Source organism: Salinivibrio sp. YCSC6, assembly GCF_004916735.1.
GTDB lineage: Bacteria > Pseudomonadota > Gammaproteobacteria > Enterobacterales > Vibrionaceae > Salinivibrio > Salinivibrio proteolyticus.
Window position 1 is genome coordinate 419,697 of sequence record NZ_CP039516.1, and the last position, 13,793, is coordinate 433,489.

The following is a 13,793-nucleotide window of genomic DNA, read 5'->3' on the forward strand; positions in this document are numbered from 1 at the left end:
CGAGTGACCACCAGAAAGGTGTGTACTGACTAAGGCAATTTTAGGTAAAAATCGCGCGTTAATGCAGCAAACGCGGGGGTAAAGTGGTTATGGTCATCACGTAACACTAGCGTATCAGAGATCAATGGATGCGTCGTGGGGCTGAGGGTAAAAAGTAATCGTGATGCGGGTTTGCTAGGGGTCGAGTGAACGTACACCTGACGATGTAGGTGCAGATCATATTGTGTCGCATCGGCAATTAATCGCTCGCCTTCGGTAACGGGCAAGATAAGATCGGCACATCCGCGTGGGGTTAACCGCTCCGCGAGCACGTGAAGCAGCGCCTCATGCGTCAATGTGTGTGCATGCCGAGCCGTGGCACGCTTGGCATCGCGTGCGGTTTGTCCGCTGGTAAAATAGGGAGGGTTACATACGATATGCTCAAAGCGTGTGCACGTGTGCCACTGTGTAATGTCGCCTTGTCGTAGTTGAATTTGCGCTGCAAAGGGGGAGGCATTTACGTTTTGGGTTGCACAGGCATAAGCGGCGGGATCGTATTCGATGGCGGTGAGCGATAAATGTTGAAAACGCTGCGCAAGCATCAAGCTCAGGAGGCCGGTTCCTGTGCCAATATCTAGGCTATTTTTCGCTTGTTTGGGGTCAGCCCAAGCGCCCAGCAATACCCCATCGGTACTGACTTTCATCCCACAGTTGTCTTGAGTCACGCTAAATTGTTTGAATCGAAATTCGCTCACTGGGTTGCCTTTATCCGCTTGATTCATCCTGCCCACAGAGCAGTGTTTTTTACTATTTTGTAACCAATCTGTTACTGGTTGGGGCTGTTAAAAAATATCGCTATTAACATCACAGCCAGTTTATTGAGCTAACTGTTACTTTTAAAACAGAAGATCACAAGGTTTTGCTGCTATGGCTTTACTGTGATGGCGATCTTGTTCATTATTCTAAATTCTGCCCGTTGTATGAAACAAAATATTATAAATCTAGGTTTCAGCTGGGCGAATCATTACTCATTGCAAACACCATCTAAAGCTGTAGGAATTAATCGTGACTAAGCGTTTAAAATTAGTTGATATTTTAGCGTTAGGTTTTATGACCTTCGCCTTTTTCTTAGGCGCAGGGAATATCATCTTCCCGCCTCAAGCTGGCATGCTAGCCGGTGAACACTTCACATCCGCCATGACGGGCTTTTTGATCACGGCTGTTGGTCTCCCGCTGGTTGGTATCATTGCGGTTGCCATCGCTGGTGGCGGCTGGAAAGGCCTGACGCGTGATTTACCCTCAGGACTCGCCACGTTAATGGCGGTGCTGATTTTTATCATTATCGGTCCTGCTTTTGCTGCGCCTCGTGCTGGGCTCGTTGCTTACGAAATTGGCTTTAAGCCCTTTTTGCTCGAGCCAGGCCAAGTCGAACTGACAGCTTTCTCTATCGTCTTTTTTGCCGTTGCTATGTTTTTCTCACTCTCTCAGGGCAAATTAATAGACTCGATTGGTAAGCTACTGACTCCACTGCTATTCGCGGCGTTGGCAATTCTCGCGATTGCTGTAATTGTCAATCCTCAGGGTGACGTGGCAGCTGCGCAAGGCGCCTATGTGAACAATGCGCTGACCACAGGTTTCCTCGAAGGTTACAACACCATGGATACCTTTGCGGCCCTGATGTTCGGTATGCTGATTGTCGATGTGATTCGCAAAAAAGGCATCGAAGACAATAAAACTACCTGTATGTATCTGATTTACGCAGGCGTGATTGCGGCAGCCGGCTTGGCGTTTGTTTATATTTCTCTGTTCTATTTGGGGTCGACTGCCAGTGAAGTGGCTGCTGGGACCCAAAATGGTGGCGAAATCATGGCCGCCTACGTCAATGCATTGTTTGGTCCTGTGGGGCAAATGATTTTGGCGGCGATCATTGGCTTGGCCTGTCTCACTACAGTGATTGGCTTGGTAAGCGCCTGCGCCGATTACTTTAGCACCTTGACCCGTTGGACCTATCGCCGCTGGGTGGTTGTGGTGTCTTTAGCCTGTGCAATTGTTGCAAACGTGGGCCTTAAACAACTGATCGCGATCTCAGTGCCGGTATTGTTTGCCCTGTATCCGGTTGCGATTGCCTTGATCGGTTTGACCTTTATCCGTCGCTGGTTGCCAAACCCAGCATTGGGTTATCGTGTCGTACTTGGCGTGGCCTTGTCATTTAGCCTACTCGATGCGGTGAAAGTGATGGGTGTGGATATGAGCGCCTTTAACTTCCTGCCATTGTTCGATGTCGGCATGGCATGGTTGCTCCCGACCGTGGCGGCCATGATCGTGGCGAAATGGCTTGGGACCAGTTCGGACAAGTTCGCGCAAGCGTAACGACCTTATCCAATAAAAAAACCGCGCTCAGGCGCGGTTTTTTTGCATCAACAGGCGAGGTATCAGGCCTGTTCGAGTAACGCTTGGTATTCAACCAAAACTTGCTCGCACCAGGTGTGAATCCGTTCGTCGCTTAGGTCGTACTCGCTGTCTTCGTCTAGGGCCAAGCCAACAAACTGTTTTCCATCGTCTGTCACGGCTTTAGACGCATCAAAGCGGTAGCCTTCGGTAGGCCAATAGCCAATAAATTGCGCACCACTGCCTTGCAGCTGCTGGTGGAGCATGCCCATGGCATCGAGGTACCATTCGGCATAGCCTTCTTGGTCGCCAAGGCCAAATAATGCAATCACTTTGCCTTGCAGTTGCAGACTATCAATGTCTTGCCAAACGGCTTCCCAATCTTCTTGCAGCTCACCGAAGTCCCAAGTTGAAATGCCGAGAAGTAGCAAGTCATACTCTGCCATTTTGGCCAGCGGCGTTTCTTTGACGTTGTGCAACTCAACCAAATCGTCGCCGATAAAGTCACGGATCTTTTCCGCTGCCATTTCGGTATAACAGGTGGTTGAGCCATAAAACAGACCGATTCTCATAGTTTGACTCATTTGGTTTGATTACCTGCAGTTTACCTGCTGGTGGGTAATTTGATCCAGCAAGCGGCGCCGACATTTTGTATAATGACCCGCGCTAAGTCGCGTGTGGCGCCCTTATTATTCGAGTTTTCCCCAATAAGCAGGCTGAATGTGAACAAGAATGTTGAATTAATCGAGCAGTTCCTCGATGCCATGTGGATGGAGCGGGGGCTATCGGAAAACACCCTCGGCTCTTATCGGAATGACTTGCTCAAGCTCTGCCACTGGCTTGATAGCCGTGCATTGCTGTCGGTGAGTAAACAGGACTTGCAGGATTATCAGTACTGGTTGCACGAACAAGCCTACCAGCCCAGCAGCCGAGCCCGTATGGTGTCGGCACTACGTCGTTTGTTCCAGTATCTATACCGTCAAAAGCTGCGTCCGGATGATCCGAGTGCCACCTTAATTAGCCCTAAACAACCGAAACGCTTGCCGAAAGATCTCAGTGAAGATCAAATTGATGCATTACTCGATGCGCCCAATACAGACGATCCGCTGGAGCTGCGCGACAAAGCCATGCTTGAGTTGCTTTACGCCACGGGGTTGCGTGTCACTGAGCTGGTGGGCTTGACCACCGAAAATGTGAGTTTACGGCAAGGGGTGGTCCGTGTGGTCGGTAAAGGCGACAAGGAGCGCTTGGTGCCGATGGGAGAAACTGCGGTAGACTGGTTGGAGCACTATTTGGCGCACAGCCGGCCTGTGCTGCTTGGCGAAACCAGTACCGATGTCTTTTTCCCCAGTAAACGGGCGCGACAGATGACACGCCAAACGTTTTGGCACCGGATTAAGTATTACGCTCAGCTGGCAGGGATTGATAGCGACGCGCTCTCCCCGCATGTGTTGCGCCACGCCTTTGCTACCCATCTGCTCAATCACGGTGCTGATTTGCGTGTGGTACAAATGTTACTTGGCCATAGCGACCTCTCGACGACCCAAATCTATACCCATGTTGCGACTGAGCGCTTGAAACAGCTGCATCAAACTCATCATCCACGCGGCTAACCCTGATTGGTGATTTTCCATGATAGAGATAAAACGACGAATGCCGACGGTTACGCCGGCCTTTAGTGATGATATTCCCCCTTTACTACAACGCTTGTATGCCAACCGAGGACTGCGCGAAGACAGTGAGTTAAACCGCAGTGTGGCAGGCTTGCATCAATACCAAGCGTTAACCGGTATCGAAGGCGCTGTCGCACTACTGTCGGAGGCGATCGCAACCCACAAGTCGATTCTGATTGTGGGAGACTTTGACGCTGATGGCGCGACCTCGTCGGCGCTCTCGGTAAAGGCGCTTCGCATGATGGGTGCAACGCGGGTCGATTATTTAGTGCCCAACCGTTTTGACGATGGTTATGGACTGAGTCCTGACGTCGTCGATCAAGCGGCTGAGCGTGATGCTGATCTCATCATGACCGTTGATAATGGTGTGTCATCGTTGGCCGGAGTCGCGCATGCCAAAGCGCTAGGCATGCAAGTGGTAGTGACCGATCACCACCTACCTGGAGAGCAGCTTCCCGACGCAGATGCGATGGTAAACCCTAATCTAAATGACTGTGGCTTCCCGTCCAAAGCCCTAGCCGGTGTCGGGGTGGCATTTTATTTGATGCTGGCATTGCGGGCCCATTTGCGTGAACAAGGTTGGTTTGAGCAACAAGGCATTGCGATACCGAACTTGGCGGAACTGCTTGATTTGGTTGCATTGGGGACGGTGGCCGACGTAGTGGCATTGGATGCCAACAACCGTATCTTGGTGCACCAAGGCTTACAGCGCATTCGGGCAGGGCGATGTTGCCCCGGTATTCAGGCACTGATCGAAGTCGCGAACCGAAACATGGCGACCTTGGTGGCCAGCGACTTTGGATTTGCTTTAGGTCCAAGGATCAACGCGGCAGGGCGACTGGATGATATGTCGTTTGGGGTGGAGCTATTACTGAGCAACAATATCCACGCCGCGCGACGCATGGCCGCGGAGTTGGACGCACTTAATCAAACCCGCAAAGAAATTGAAGCCGGGATGAAGCAAGAAGCGGTAGCATGGTGTGAGCGCTTGATTGCCGAAAAAAGCGAACAAGACTTACCCGTTGGTCTCGCACTCTTTCAACGAGATTGGCATCAAGGCGTGATTGGTATTTTAGCCTCGCGCCTGAAAGAGCAGTTTCATCGTCCCGTGATCGCTTTTGCCGATGGGGGCGATGGCACCATTAAAGGCTCGGCGCGTTCGATTCCAGGATTGCACATGCGCGATACGCTGGATCGGATCGATACTCAGCATCCCGGCTTGATCAAAAAGTTTGGCGGGCATGCCATGGCGGCAGGGCTGACTATCGATGAGAGTGAATTTGAGCGTTTTGCCCGTTTGTTTGATACGCAAGTACGTGAGGCAGTCAACGACGATGATCTCAAAGGCGTACTACTCAGTGATGGGGAACTGTCGAGTCGTGACTTGAGCATCGAAACCGCGGAGCTTATCCAAGCGGGGGGACCTTGGGGACAAGGATTTCCGGAGCCGCAATTTGATGGCACATTTAAGGTGTTACAGCAAAAGCTGGTTGGCAGTAAGCATCTGAAATTAATGGTGGAGCATCCAGACGGTGGTGCCATGATTGATGCAATTGCGTTTAATATCGATGTGCGCCGTTGGCCGGACCCGAGTGTGAAGCAGATGCGGTTAGTCTACCGGCTGGATATTAACGAGTTTCGTGGCAATCGCAGTGCGCAATTGATTGTTTCTCATCTGGAGAGTGCTTAATTGTGCGGCTTTTTCCGTCATGCCCTGTTTATTGACCCCACAATTCGCTAAAATTCGGCGGTTAAATTTCCGCAAATGAAGATGCTTGACCATGTTTGAGATCAATCCAATCAAAAACCGCCTCGCGGACATCGCTGAACGCACCGATGCTCTTCGGGGGTATCTTTGACTACGATGCCAAGAAAGAGCGTCTAGAAGAAGTTAATGCCGAATTAGAACAACCAGACGTCTGGAACGAACCTGAGCGCGCACAAGCACTGGGCAAAGAACGTGCCTCGCTGGAAGCTGTGGTTGAAACCATTGACCAACTCACCCAAGGTGGTGAGGATGTTAACGAGCTTTTGATGCTCGCCGTTGAAGAAGACGATCAAGAAACCTTTGATGAAATCGAGCCAGAGCTTGCCGACTTAGAAGCTAAGCTTGAGAAGCTAGAATTTCGCCGTATGTTCGCCGGTGAACACGATGCGTCAGATTGCTATATCGATCTGCAAGCCGGTTCCGGCGGTACAGAAGCGCAAGATTGGACCAACATGATGTTACGCATGTACTTGCGTTGGGCCGATGCGAAAGGCTTTAAAGCGGAAGTCATTGAAGTGTCTGAAGGTGAAGTCGCCGGCTTAAAGTCTGCCACCGTGCGCATTACAGGTGAATACGCCTACGGTTGGTTACGTACCGAAACCGGGGTGCATCGTTTGGTTCGTAAGTCACCGTTTGATTCGGGTGGTCGCCGCCATACCTCGTTTGCGTCTGCGTTTGTTTACCCTGAAATTGACGATGATATTGCCATCGACATCAATCCTGCCGATCTGCGCATTGATGTGTATCGCGCGTCTGGCGCGGGTGGTCAGCACGTTAACACCACAGAGTCTGCGGTCCGTATTACCCACGTGCCGACCAATACGGTGGTGCAGTGCCAGAACGACCGTTCGCAGCATAAAAACAAAGACCAAGCGATGAAGCAGCTTCGCGCCAAACTGTTTGAGCTTGAGTTGCAAAAGCAAAACGCGGAAAAACAAGCCAACGAAGACGCGAAGTCAGATATCGGCTGGGGAAGCCAGATCCGTTCCTACGTGTTGGATGACTCACGCATCAAGGACTTGCGCACCGGGGTTGAAAACCGCAATACACAGGCCGTACTTGACGGCGATTTGGATAAATTTATTGAAGCCAGCCTCAAATCTGGCCTGTAATCACGACTTTGAGTAAAGGGTTTTCTATGACTGACCAGTTACAAGACGAAAATAAGCTGATAGCCGAGCGTCGCGCCAAACTGAATCACATCCGTGAAAACTGCAAGGCGAACGGTCATCCGAATGATTTCCGTCGCGAGCACCTTGCTGCGGACCTACAAGCTGAATTTGGCGAAAAAGAAAAAGCTGAGCTAGAAGCGCTCGATCATAAAGTGACCATCGCAGGCCGTATCATGGCGAAACGTGGTCCTTTCTTGGTGGTACAAGACGTCTCGGGACGTATTCAAGCCTATGCCTCTAAAGACGTTCAAAAGGCACTGAAAGCCGAATACCACGGCTTGGATATCGGTGACATCATTGGTGTACACGGTGCGCTGCACAAATCCGGCAAAGGCGATCTGTATGTCAATATGGAGCGCTACCAGTTGCTGACCAAGGCCTTGCGTCCATTGCCTGAAAAATTCCATGGCTTGGCTGATCAAGAGCTGCGCTATCGTCAGCGCTATGTAGATTTGATCGTCAACGAAGAATCGCGTCAGGCGTTTCAAATCCGTTCCAGTGTAGTGACTGCTATCCGTAACTACATGGTAGAAAAACACTTTATGGAAGTTGAAACCCCGATGATGCATGTCATCCCTGGGGGCGCGACTGCACGTCCATTTATCACTCACCACAATGCGCTAGACATTGATATGTACTTGCGTGTGGCGCCAGAGCTTTATCTCAAGCGTTTGGTCGTGGGTGGTTTTGAGCGTGTGTTCGAGATTAACCGCAACTTCCGTAACGAAGGCTTGTCGCCTCGTCATAACCCAGAATTCACTATGATGGAATTCTATATGGCGTACGCGGATTACAATGATCTGATGGACTTGACCGAAGAGATGCTATCGCGTGTTGCTCTCGAGGTTCTGGGGCAGTCTGTGATGCCATATGGCGAGCATGAAATTAACTTTGCCGGTCCATACCCACGTATGACCATGCTGGATGCGATCAAGCAGTACAACCCTGATCATGCTGAGATCCAAGCACTGACCTACGAGAATGCGCAAGACCGTGATCACCTCGCGGCGATTGCTAAATCACTGAAGATCAGTGTGGAGTCATTCTGGACGGCCGGTCAGCTGATGGAAGAAATCTTTGGTGAAACCGCTGAGCCTCAGTTGATTCAGCCAACCTTTATCACTGAGTATCCAGCGGATATTTCACCACTGGCACGTCGCAACGATGATAACCCGTTTGTAACCGATCGCTTTGAGTTCTTTGTTGGTGGTCGTGAAGTGGCGAACGGTTTCTCGGAGCTGAATGACGCAGAAGATCAAGACGCACGCTTTAAAGCCCAAGTGGAAGCGAAAGACGCGGGCGACGATGAAGCTATGTACTATGATGCAGACTACATCAACGCGCTTGAGCATGGTTTGCCGCCAACGGCAGGACAGGGGATTGGTATTGATCGCCTAGTGATGCTATTTACCAACACGCATACCATCCGTGACGTTATTCTATTCCCAGCGATGCGCCCACAACAAAACGGCTAAATCGCTAGGTATGATGAAAAAGCGGCTTTCGAGCCGCTTTTTTTCTATCAGCGGAGTCATGCCCGCGCTAAAAGCCTTATTTTATTCTGCTTTTTGCGACGAGTGACTAAAATTATACGTATTCTGACCTACTCAATGTCTCTTTATTGAGACAGAATCAGGACTGAGCCTCCTTATAATGGGATTTTGGTTCTTCCGCAGTATCACAGACTGGATGTAAGGCAGAGGTTATGGGATTACACACAGGGAGTGAAACAAACTTGAGCTCATTGGTGGTCGTCGGGGGCCCGTATGAGCCTTGGATAGCAACCCTGGAACAAGCAGGCTGGCGATGTCATCGTTGTTATGACTTGCGCGCAGCACAATCTTTGCTGCAAGACATTGGCCCTTGTATTGGTATTGTTGACTTAAGCCACGATGATTTTAGCCTCAATGGCGTCGCGTCTATGGTTAACCGTAACAAGCAAGTGCGTTGGTTGGCCTTGGTACGCGAAGAGCAATTGGGGAATGAAGCAATCTGCCAGTTCATTGTCAGCTTTTGCATTGATTACTTCACCTCGCCAGTGCCGAACTCACAGTTGATGAGCACCATTGGTCACCAATTGGGGATGCTGCGTTTGGAGCGTCAGGTGTGGCCCCATCTGGGCGATCACAGTGATATGGGCTTGGAAGGCAAAAGTCCTGCGATGAAAAAGCTGCGAGATCAGGTGCGACGTGTCGCGCCGACCGATGTGTCTGTGCTGGTGGCCGGTGAGAGTGGGACAGGTAAAGAGTTAGTCGCACTGGCGATTCATAACGCCTCTACCCGCGCCAAAGGCCCGTTTGAGTCGATTAAATGCTCGGCATTGGCCGACGAGCAAATGCAGCAAGAATTATTGGGTGATGACGAGACGCCCGGAAAAATACGCCAATGCCACAAAGGCACCTTATTTTTTGATGAAATCGGTGACTTACCGCTGCACTTACAAAGCCATTTGTTGCATTTATTGCAAGAGGGGATGCTGGATATCAATCACGACAAATACAATCGTGATTTGGATGTGCGTGTTATCGCCTCAACCCATATGGATTTAGAGAAGCGGGTCGCTGAAGGATTGTTCCGCGAAGATCTGTATTACCGGCTGAATGTGTTGCGTATTAACATGCCGTCGTTGAAAGATAGGCAAGCCGATGTTACTGACTTAGCCGACTATTTCCTGCTCAAATTTGCCCGTCAATATAATACTCAAGCGCGAACGTTTTCAGATGAAGCCAAGAGTGTATTAAGCGCCTATTCATGGCCGGGGAACGTGCGGGAGTTAATCAATCAAGTCAAACGTGCCGTGCTTCTTGCCGATCACTTGGTCATCGAAGCGGAACATCTCGATTTACCTCGCCAAGGGGACTACAAACAAAGTCTGCGCAAAATACGCGAAGAGTCAGAGCGCGATGCATTGATTGCGGTACTTGAGTCGAACAAAGGACAGGTGTCGGCAGCGGCGAGAGAGTTGGGCGTGTCGCGAGCCACCATGTATCGCTTGCTCAACAAACATAACTTGATCCCGACCCCTCGCACATTTCGTCAATAGAAAGATTGAGCTGGGCTGCTTCCGTGCAGCCTGACCATTACGCTTGGGGAGAATGGGAAGGGATCGGAAAGACTTGATCATAGACCCAGTTATAGACAAAGGCGTAAAACAAGTAGAACACAACCATACCTAAATCCATCACCACGGCTTGCCAAAGGGTCATCGAGAGCCACCACATAATAAACGGAATGGTGACCACCAAAAGCCCAGCTTCAAAAAGCACGGCGTGCAGGATTCGGATTGGCAGGGTTTTGAGGACACTGCCTCGCATCGCGAGCATGGCTCTATCAAACAGGATGTTATACACATAGTTCCAACCCGTCGCGATCACGGAAAACAGCACGCCCATCACCCCCAAGTGGCCGATATCAGCCCCCAATATAAAATTGAGCCCGACTACCACTAGAATTAGGCCTATTAATTCAAAGCCAATGGCATGACGCCAGCGGTCGGCTTTTGTTCGCATTACAACCTCACACAACACAATCAATTTACGTTATTCGCGACCGATAGTGGCGACGCTAGGGAGAAGACTCCGTTTCGCCTACTATCGAGCTTCTGGGCTATTGTATAGGTAAAATCGATGTATATAAGTTAGTAACTATCGTATAAATAGATAGATGATAATTCTCGGGAGAGCTTGATGGCGTTTTCATTGGATCAATTAGCCGCGTTTGTGACGACAGCACAGACTGGCTCCTTTTCTGCGGCGGCGAGAAAGCTGGGTAAAGCACAATCTGTGGTCAGCACCGCGGTCGCGAATCTAGAGATTGATTGGGCGGTAACGTTATTCGAGCGTCAAGGGCGCTACCCGGTGCTGACAGAGCAAGGTGAGGCACTGCTGGGCAAAGCGAAGCGAATTTTAACCGAAATGCAGCGTCTTCAAGCCAGCGCCGATGCGTTTGCAACCGGAGTCGAAACCCGTCTCACCATTGCTGCAGAGTCTGCCGCGATCTCGCCCAGTATTGCTGCGCGTCTGGCGGCGTTTGAACAGCAATTTCCACAGGTCGAAATTGAAATTCTCACCGCCGCTTATGTGGATGTGATTAGTTTACTTGAGCAAGGGCGCGCGCAATTAGGGCTACTGGTTCAGGAACAACAGCTGCCGACCGCCTTTGAATTTCATAACCTTGAGATGATGCGAATGTGTGCGGTTTGCAGTGCTCAGCATCCACTCGCGCGGTTAACGCACTTTGATTGGCCTGAAATTGTGAAGCATCGCCAAATTGTGGTGGCCGGACGAGATAGGCACGCGGCGCCGCGTTGGCAATATGCAGACAGTGCATGGCGAACAGAAAATTTGAGTGTGGCATTGCGTTTGGTTGAGGCGGGGATTGGTTGGGCGGAACTGCCTTTCTCACTGGTGGAAACGGCGGTTCAACAAGGTGAGTTAGTGATTTTGCCTTCCGATCTTGCTCAAGATAGCTGGGAGCTTTTTGTCGATTTGGTTTGGTTGCCTCAGCAGGCCATGGGGATAGCACTGCAAGCGTTGCGCCAACAGCTTATTGCCTCAAAGGTTTACTTATCGCCCGTTCGATGAGTTTAGGGTACGAAGGGAATGAAAGTGACGGCTGATGCTGAGATAGGAACAGAATAATTATCTATTTATGTCACAGCCTTGTTAACCAGAGCAGTGCAAATACAAGGTTGATAAAAATGATAGCAGAGCATTGCGTTAAATTTGCACAATATTCGAATAAGTTATTGAATATAATGACGTGATATTGAACAATAAACCCTCAAGTCACGCAGATTCATGTGTATTTAGGAGGCAACATGACATACATACCGAGCCAAAAACAGGGTGTCATCTTTGCCTCAGCGATGGGTCGTGCCAATCATTGCGCACGAGATACCCGCTTATACATCTGACTCTGCGACCAATTGTAACTGGCCGCGGGCATAATGCGGCCAGATTGCAGTACCTCTACGTATTGTGCCTGTGGCCTCCTTTAACCAACAAGGAGAGCCATCATGACTCAACTATCTTTATACCCATTAGCGCAAGCTGTTGTTCGTATTGGCGCACGTCGTCAGCGCCGCACCAACGCAAACCGTTATCGAGTTGCCAATGTTGCATTGAACCATCATTTGCAGCGTGATATTGGTATCACCGCCAACTTTCAAGATGGGTTGCCTGTGAATACGCATTTCGCGGCAAAACGCTATCTTGTGACATGGCGACGACGATGGCGGTGGCTGTAATGGGCCCCAGAAAGCGGCGTTTGCGAGCAAACGCCGCCCTATCTAATCACCCTCTGCGCGGCAGCCAATAAGGCTGCCGTTTCTCGTTTAAGGGCAAGGGTTTGGATAGCGAGTAGCGATATCGTCAATCCCCGCGAGGACGTCCTCACTGAGGATAATATTGAGGCTGTCGATATTGCTTTCTAGCTGTTTTAGCGTGGTTGCGCCAATAATATTGGCGGCAACAAAAGGGCGAGAGTTGACAAAAGCGAGCGCCATTTGCGCCGGATCCAAGCCGTGCGCTCGGGCTAACTCAACGTATTCCTGCGTCGCTTTTTGTCCTGCTTCAGTAAAATAGCGAGAAAAACGCTGATGTAAGGTACAACGCGCACCAGAGGGACGCGCGCCGCCCAAATACTTACCACTGAGGGCACCGAAGGCAAGGGGGGAGTAGGCAAGTAGCTCGACGCCTTCGTGATGACTGATTTCAGACAGGCCAACTTCAAAGCTACGGTTAAGTAAATTATAGGGATTTTGGATCGATACAATCCGCGTCAGGCTATGTTTTTCGGCTAAATGCAAATAGCTCATCACGCCCCAAGGCGTCTCGTTTGATACCCCGACGTAGCGGATTTTACCGGCTTTCACCAGATCATTTAACGCATCCAGGGTATCTAGCAAGGTGACGCCGGAGTGCTCGTCTTGATACGGATAGTTCAATTTGCCAAAACAGTTATTGTGACGCTGTGGCCAGTGCACCTGATACAAATCGATGTAGTCAGTTTTTAAGCGCGATAAGCTGTCTTCAACGGCTTGATGAATGTGGCGACGATTGAGGGACATATCCTCACGAATGTAAGGCACGTTGCGTGGACCAGCGACTTTGGTGGCCAAGATCACACGATCACGCTTCCCCGACTTTTCTAACCAACTTCCAATATACGCCTCGGTTCGGCCTTGGGTGGCTTGGCTGGGCGGAACCGGATACATTTCGGCGGTATCGATAAGATTAACGCCGCGCTCAAGGGCAAAATCCAATTGCGCATGGGCATCGGCTTCGGTGTTTTGCTCACCGAAGGTCATGGTGCCCAAGCACACTTTACTGACATCTAAGGTGGAATGGGGCAGGCGGTGGTATTGCATCCTGTCTCCTTGTCTGCAATCGACCTATGGCATTCCATAGTAGAGAATTTTATTGCTCAGCAAAAGCGTTGTGGCGCCTTGCTTGACAGTTTCTCCGATCCTGCTCTTTACTGATAAAGATCACAACGAGGAGAGCATCATGAACTATGGACAACTTAAGGCATGGATGCGCGCTGACCCGCGCTCTTGCCCCCAATGTTATGTGATGGCCCACGCCGGTGGTGCGAAATATTCCGTTGAAGTGGAGGTGAAACACCACCTCGAACCTTTGCGTGACGATGCCACCGGTGAAGTGATGCAGTTTGATAATGTGGGTCAAGTGGGAGACCGCTTAAAGGCGCTGGGAATTGAACAGGGTGTATTACGCTTGTTCGACCCTTACGACGAGTTCGCCACCGGTGATCAACCGCCCTGCAAAGAGGACATGCCGATACGCTTTTAGG

General features: G+C 50.4%; 13 protein-coding genes. 9 read left to right on the forward strand and 4 right to left on the reverse strand.

The annotated features are described in order from the left end of the window. Nucleotides 1-29: 29 nt before the first annotated feature. Nucleotides 30-761 (reverse strand): tRNA1(Val) (adenine(37)-N6)-methyltransferase, encoded by a 732-nt coding sequence (locus tag E8E00_RS01885; protein WP_240531910.1) that lies wholly within the window; start codon nucleotides 759-761, stop codon nucleotides 30-32. Nucleotides 762-1,044: 283 nt separating this feature from the next. Here E8E00_RS01885 and brnQ point away from each other — a divergent pair, with 283 nt between their 5' ends. Then, entirely contained in the window at nucleotides 1,045-2,349 is a 1,305-nt protein-coding gene (brnQ, locus tag E8E00_RS01890; protein WP_096629894.1) for a branched-chain amino acid transport system II carrier protein, read from the forward strand. Nucleotides 2,350-2,411: 62 nt separating this feature from the next. Here brnQ and fldB read toward each other — a convergent pair whose 3' ends face one another. After that, nucleotides 2,412-2,939 (reverse strand): flavodoxin FldB, encoded by a 528-nt coding sequence (gene fldB / locus E8E00_RS01895; RefSeq protein WP_069586546.1) that lies wholly within the window; start codon nucleotides 2,937-2,939, stop codon nucleotides 2,412-2,414. Nucleotides 2,940-3,131: 192 nt separating this feature from the next. Here fldB and xerD point away from each other — a divergent pair, with 192 nt between their 5' ends. The 5 genes from xerD to E8E00_RS01920 all read left to right on the forward strand — a co-directional run bounded on the left by xerD (nucleotide 3,132) and on the right by E8E00_RS01920 (nucleotide 10,023). Then, nucleotides 3,132-3,980, forward strand: coding sequence for a site-specific tyrosine recombinase XerD (gene xerD / locus E8E00_RS01900; RefSeq protein ID WP_240531951.1), 849 nt, complete (start codon nucleotides 3,132-3,134; stop codon nucleotides 3,978-3,980). Nucleotides 3,981-3,999: 19 nt separating this feature from the next. Next, a complete protein-coding gene (recJ, locus tag E8E00_RS01905; RefSeq protein WP_096629891.1) occupies nucleotides 4,000-5,730 on the forward strand; it encodes a single-stranded-DNA-specific exonuclease RecJ in 1,731 nt (576 codons plus the stop codon). Nucleotides 5,731-5,821: 91 nt separating this feature from the next. Continuing rightward, a protein-coding gene (gene prfB / locus E8E00_RS01910) for a peptide chain release factor 2 (protein WP_096629888.1) occupies nucleotides 5,822-6,920 on the forward strand; the annotation gives its coding sequence in 2 pieces (ribosomal slippage) (nucleotides 5,822-5,896 and nucleotides 5,898-6,920; 1,098 coding nt in all). Between the two features lie 26 nt (nucleotides 6,921-6,946). Further along, a complete protein-coding gene (gene lysS, locus E8E00_RS01915) occupies nucleotides 6,947-8,455 on the forward strand; it encodes a lysine--tRNA ligase (protein WP_096629886.1) in 1,509 nt (502 codons plus the stop codon). A gap of 230 nt (nucleotides 8,456-8,685) precedes the next feature. Continuing rightward, nucleotides 8,686-10,023, forward strand: a complete 1,338-nt coding sequence (locus E8E00_RS01920) for a sigma-54 dependent transcriptional regulator (protein WP_077456317.1) — start codon at nucleotides 8,686-8,688, stop codon at nucleotides 10,021-10,023. Nucleotides 10,024-10,060: 37 nt separating this feature from the next. On the opposite strand, the gene E8E00_RS01925 is transcribed toward E8E00_RS01920, so the two are convergent. Next, nucleotides 10,061-10,489, reverse strand: coding sequence for a PACE efflux transporter (locus tag E8E00_RS01925; protein WP_077640928.1), 429 nt, complete (start codon nucleotides 10,487-10,489; stop codon nucleotides 10,061-10,063). Nucleotides 10,490-10,666: 177 nt separating this feature from the next. Between E8E00_RS01925 and E8E00_RS01930 the strand changes: the two genes are divergently transcribed. Beyond that, entirely contained in the window at nucleotides 10,667-11,563 is an 897-nt protein-coding gene (locus E8E00_RS01930; protein WP_096629883.1) for a LysR family transcriptional regulator, read from the forward strand. 434 nt (nucleotides 11,564-11,997) lie between these two features. Then, entirely contained in the window at nucleotides 11,998-12,228 is a 231-nt protein-coding gene (locus E8E00_RS01935; protein ID WP_096629880.1) for a hypothetical protein, read from the forward strand. A gap of 87 nt (nucleotides 12,229-12,315) precedes the next feature. Here the strand turns inward: E8E00_RS01935 and E8E00_RS01940 are convergent, their stop codons facing one another. Beyond that, nucleotides 12,316-13,350, reverse strand: a complete 1,035-nt coding sequence (locus E8E00_RS01940; protein ID WP_096629878.1) for an NADP(H)-dependent aldo-keto reductase — start codon at nucleotides 13,348-13,350, stop codon at nucleotides 12,316-12,318. A gap of 139 nt (nucleotides 13,351-13,489) precedes the next feature. On the opposite strand from E8E00_RS01940, the gene E8E00_RS01945 reads away from it, so the two are divergent. After that, nucleotides 13,490-13,792: a DUF6482 family protein gene (locus E8E00_RS01945; RefSeq protein WP_077456307.1), complete on the forward strand. Its 303-nt coding sequence runs from the start codon at nucleotides 13,490-13,492 to the stop codon at nucleotides 13,790-13,792. Nucleotide 13,793: the final 1 nt, after the last annotated feature.

Excerpts from the sequence above, each read along its gene's own strand:
- recJ (WP_096629891.1), top strand. The coding sequence starts at position 4,000 with ATGATAGAGATAAAACGACGAATGCCGACGGTTACGCCGGCCTTTAGT.
- fldB (WP_069586546.1), bottom strand. The coding sequence starts at position 2,939 with ATGAGAATCGGTCTGTTTTATGGCTCAACCACCTGTTATACCGAAATG.
- E8E00_RS01920 (WP_077456317.1), top strand. The coding sequence starts at position 8,686 with ATGGGATTACACACAGGGAGTGAAACAAACTTGAGCTCATTGGTGGTC.
- xerD (WP_240531951.1), top strand. The coding sequence starts at position 3,132 with ATGTGGATGGAGCGGGGGCTATCGGAAAACACCCTCGGCTCTTATCGG.
- E8E00_RS01945 (WP_077456307.1), top strand. The coding sequence starts at position 13,490 with ATGAACTATGGACAACTTAAGGCATGGATGCGCGCTGACCCGCGCTCT.
- E8E00_RS01925 (WP_077640928.1), bottom strand. The coding sequence starts at position 10,489 with ATGCGAACAAAAGCCGACCGCTGGCGTCATGCCATTGGCTTTGAATTA.
- E8E00_RS01930 (WP_096629883.1), top strand. The coding sequence starts at position 10,667 with ATGGCGTTTTCATTGGATCAATTAGCCGCGTTTGTGACGACAGCACAG.
- lysS (WP_096629886.1), top strand. The coding sequence starts at position 6,947 with ATGACTGACCAGTTACAAGACGAAAATAAGCTGATAGCCGAGCGTCGC.
- E8E00_RS01935 (WP_096629880.1), top strand. The coding sequence starts at position 11,998 with ATGACTCAACTATCTTTATACCCATTAGCGCAAGCTGTTGTTCGTATT.
- E8E00_RS01940 (WP_096629878.1), bottom strand. The coding sequence starts at position 13,350 with ATGCAATACCACCGCCTGCCCCATTCCACCTTAGATGTCAGTAAAGTG.
- E8E00_RS01885 (WP_240531910.1), bottom strand. The coding sequence starts at position 761 with ATGAATCAAGCGGATAAAGGCAACCCAGTGAGCGAATTTCGATTCAAA.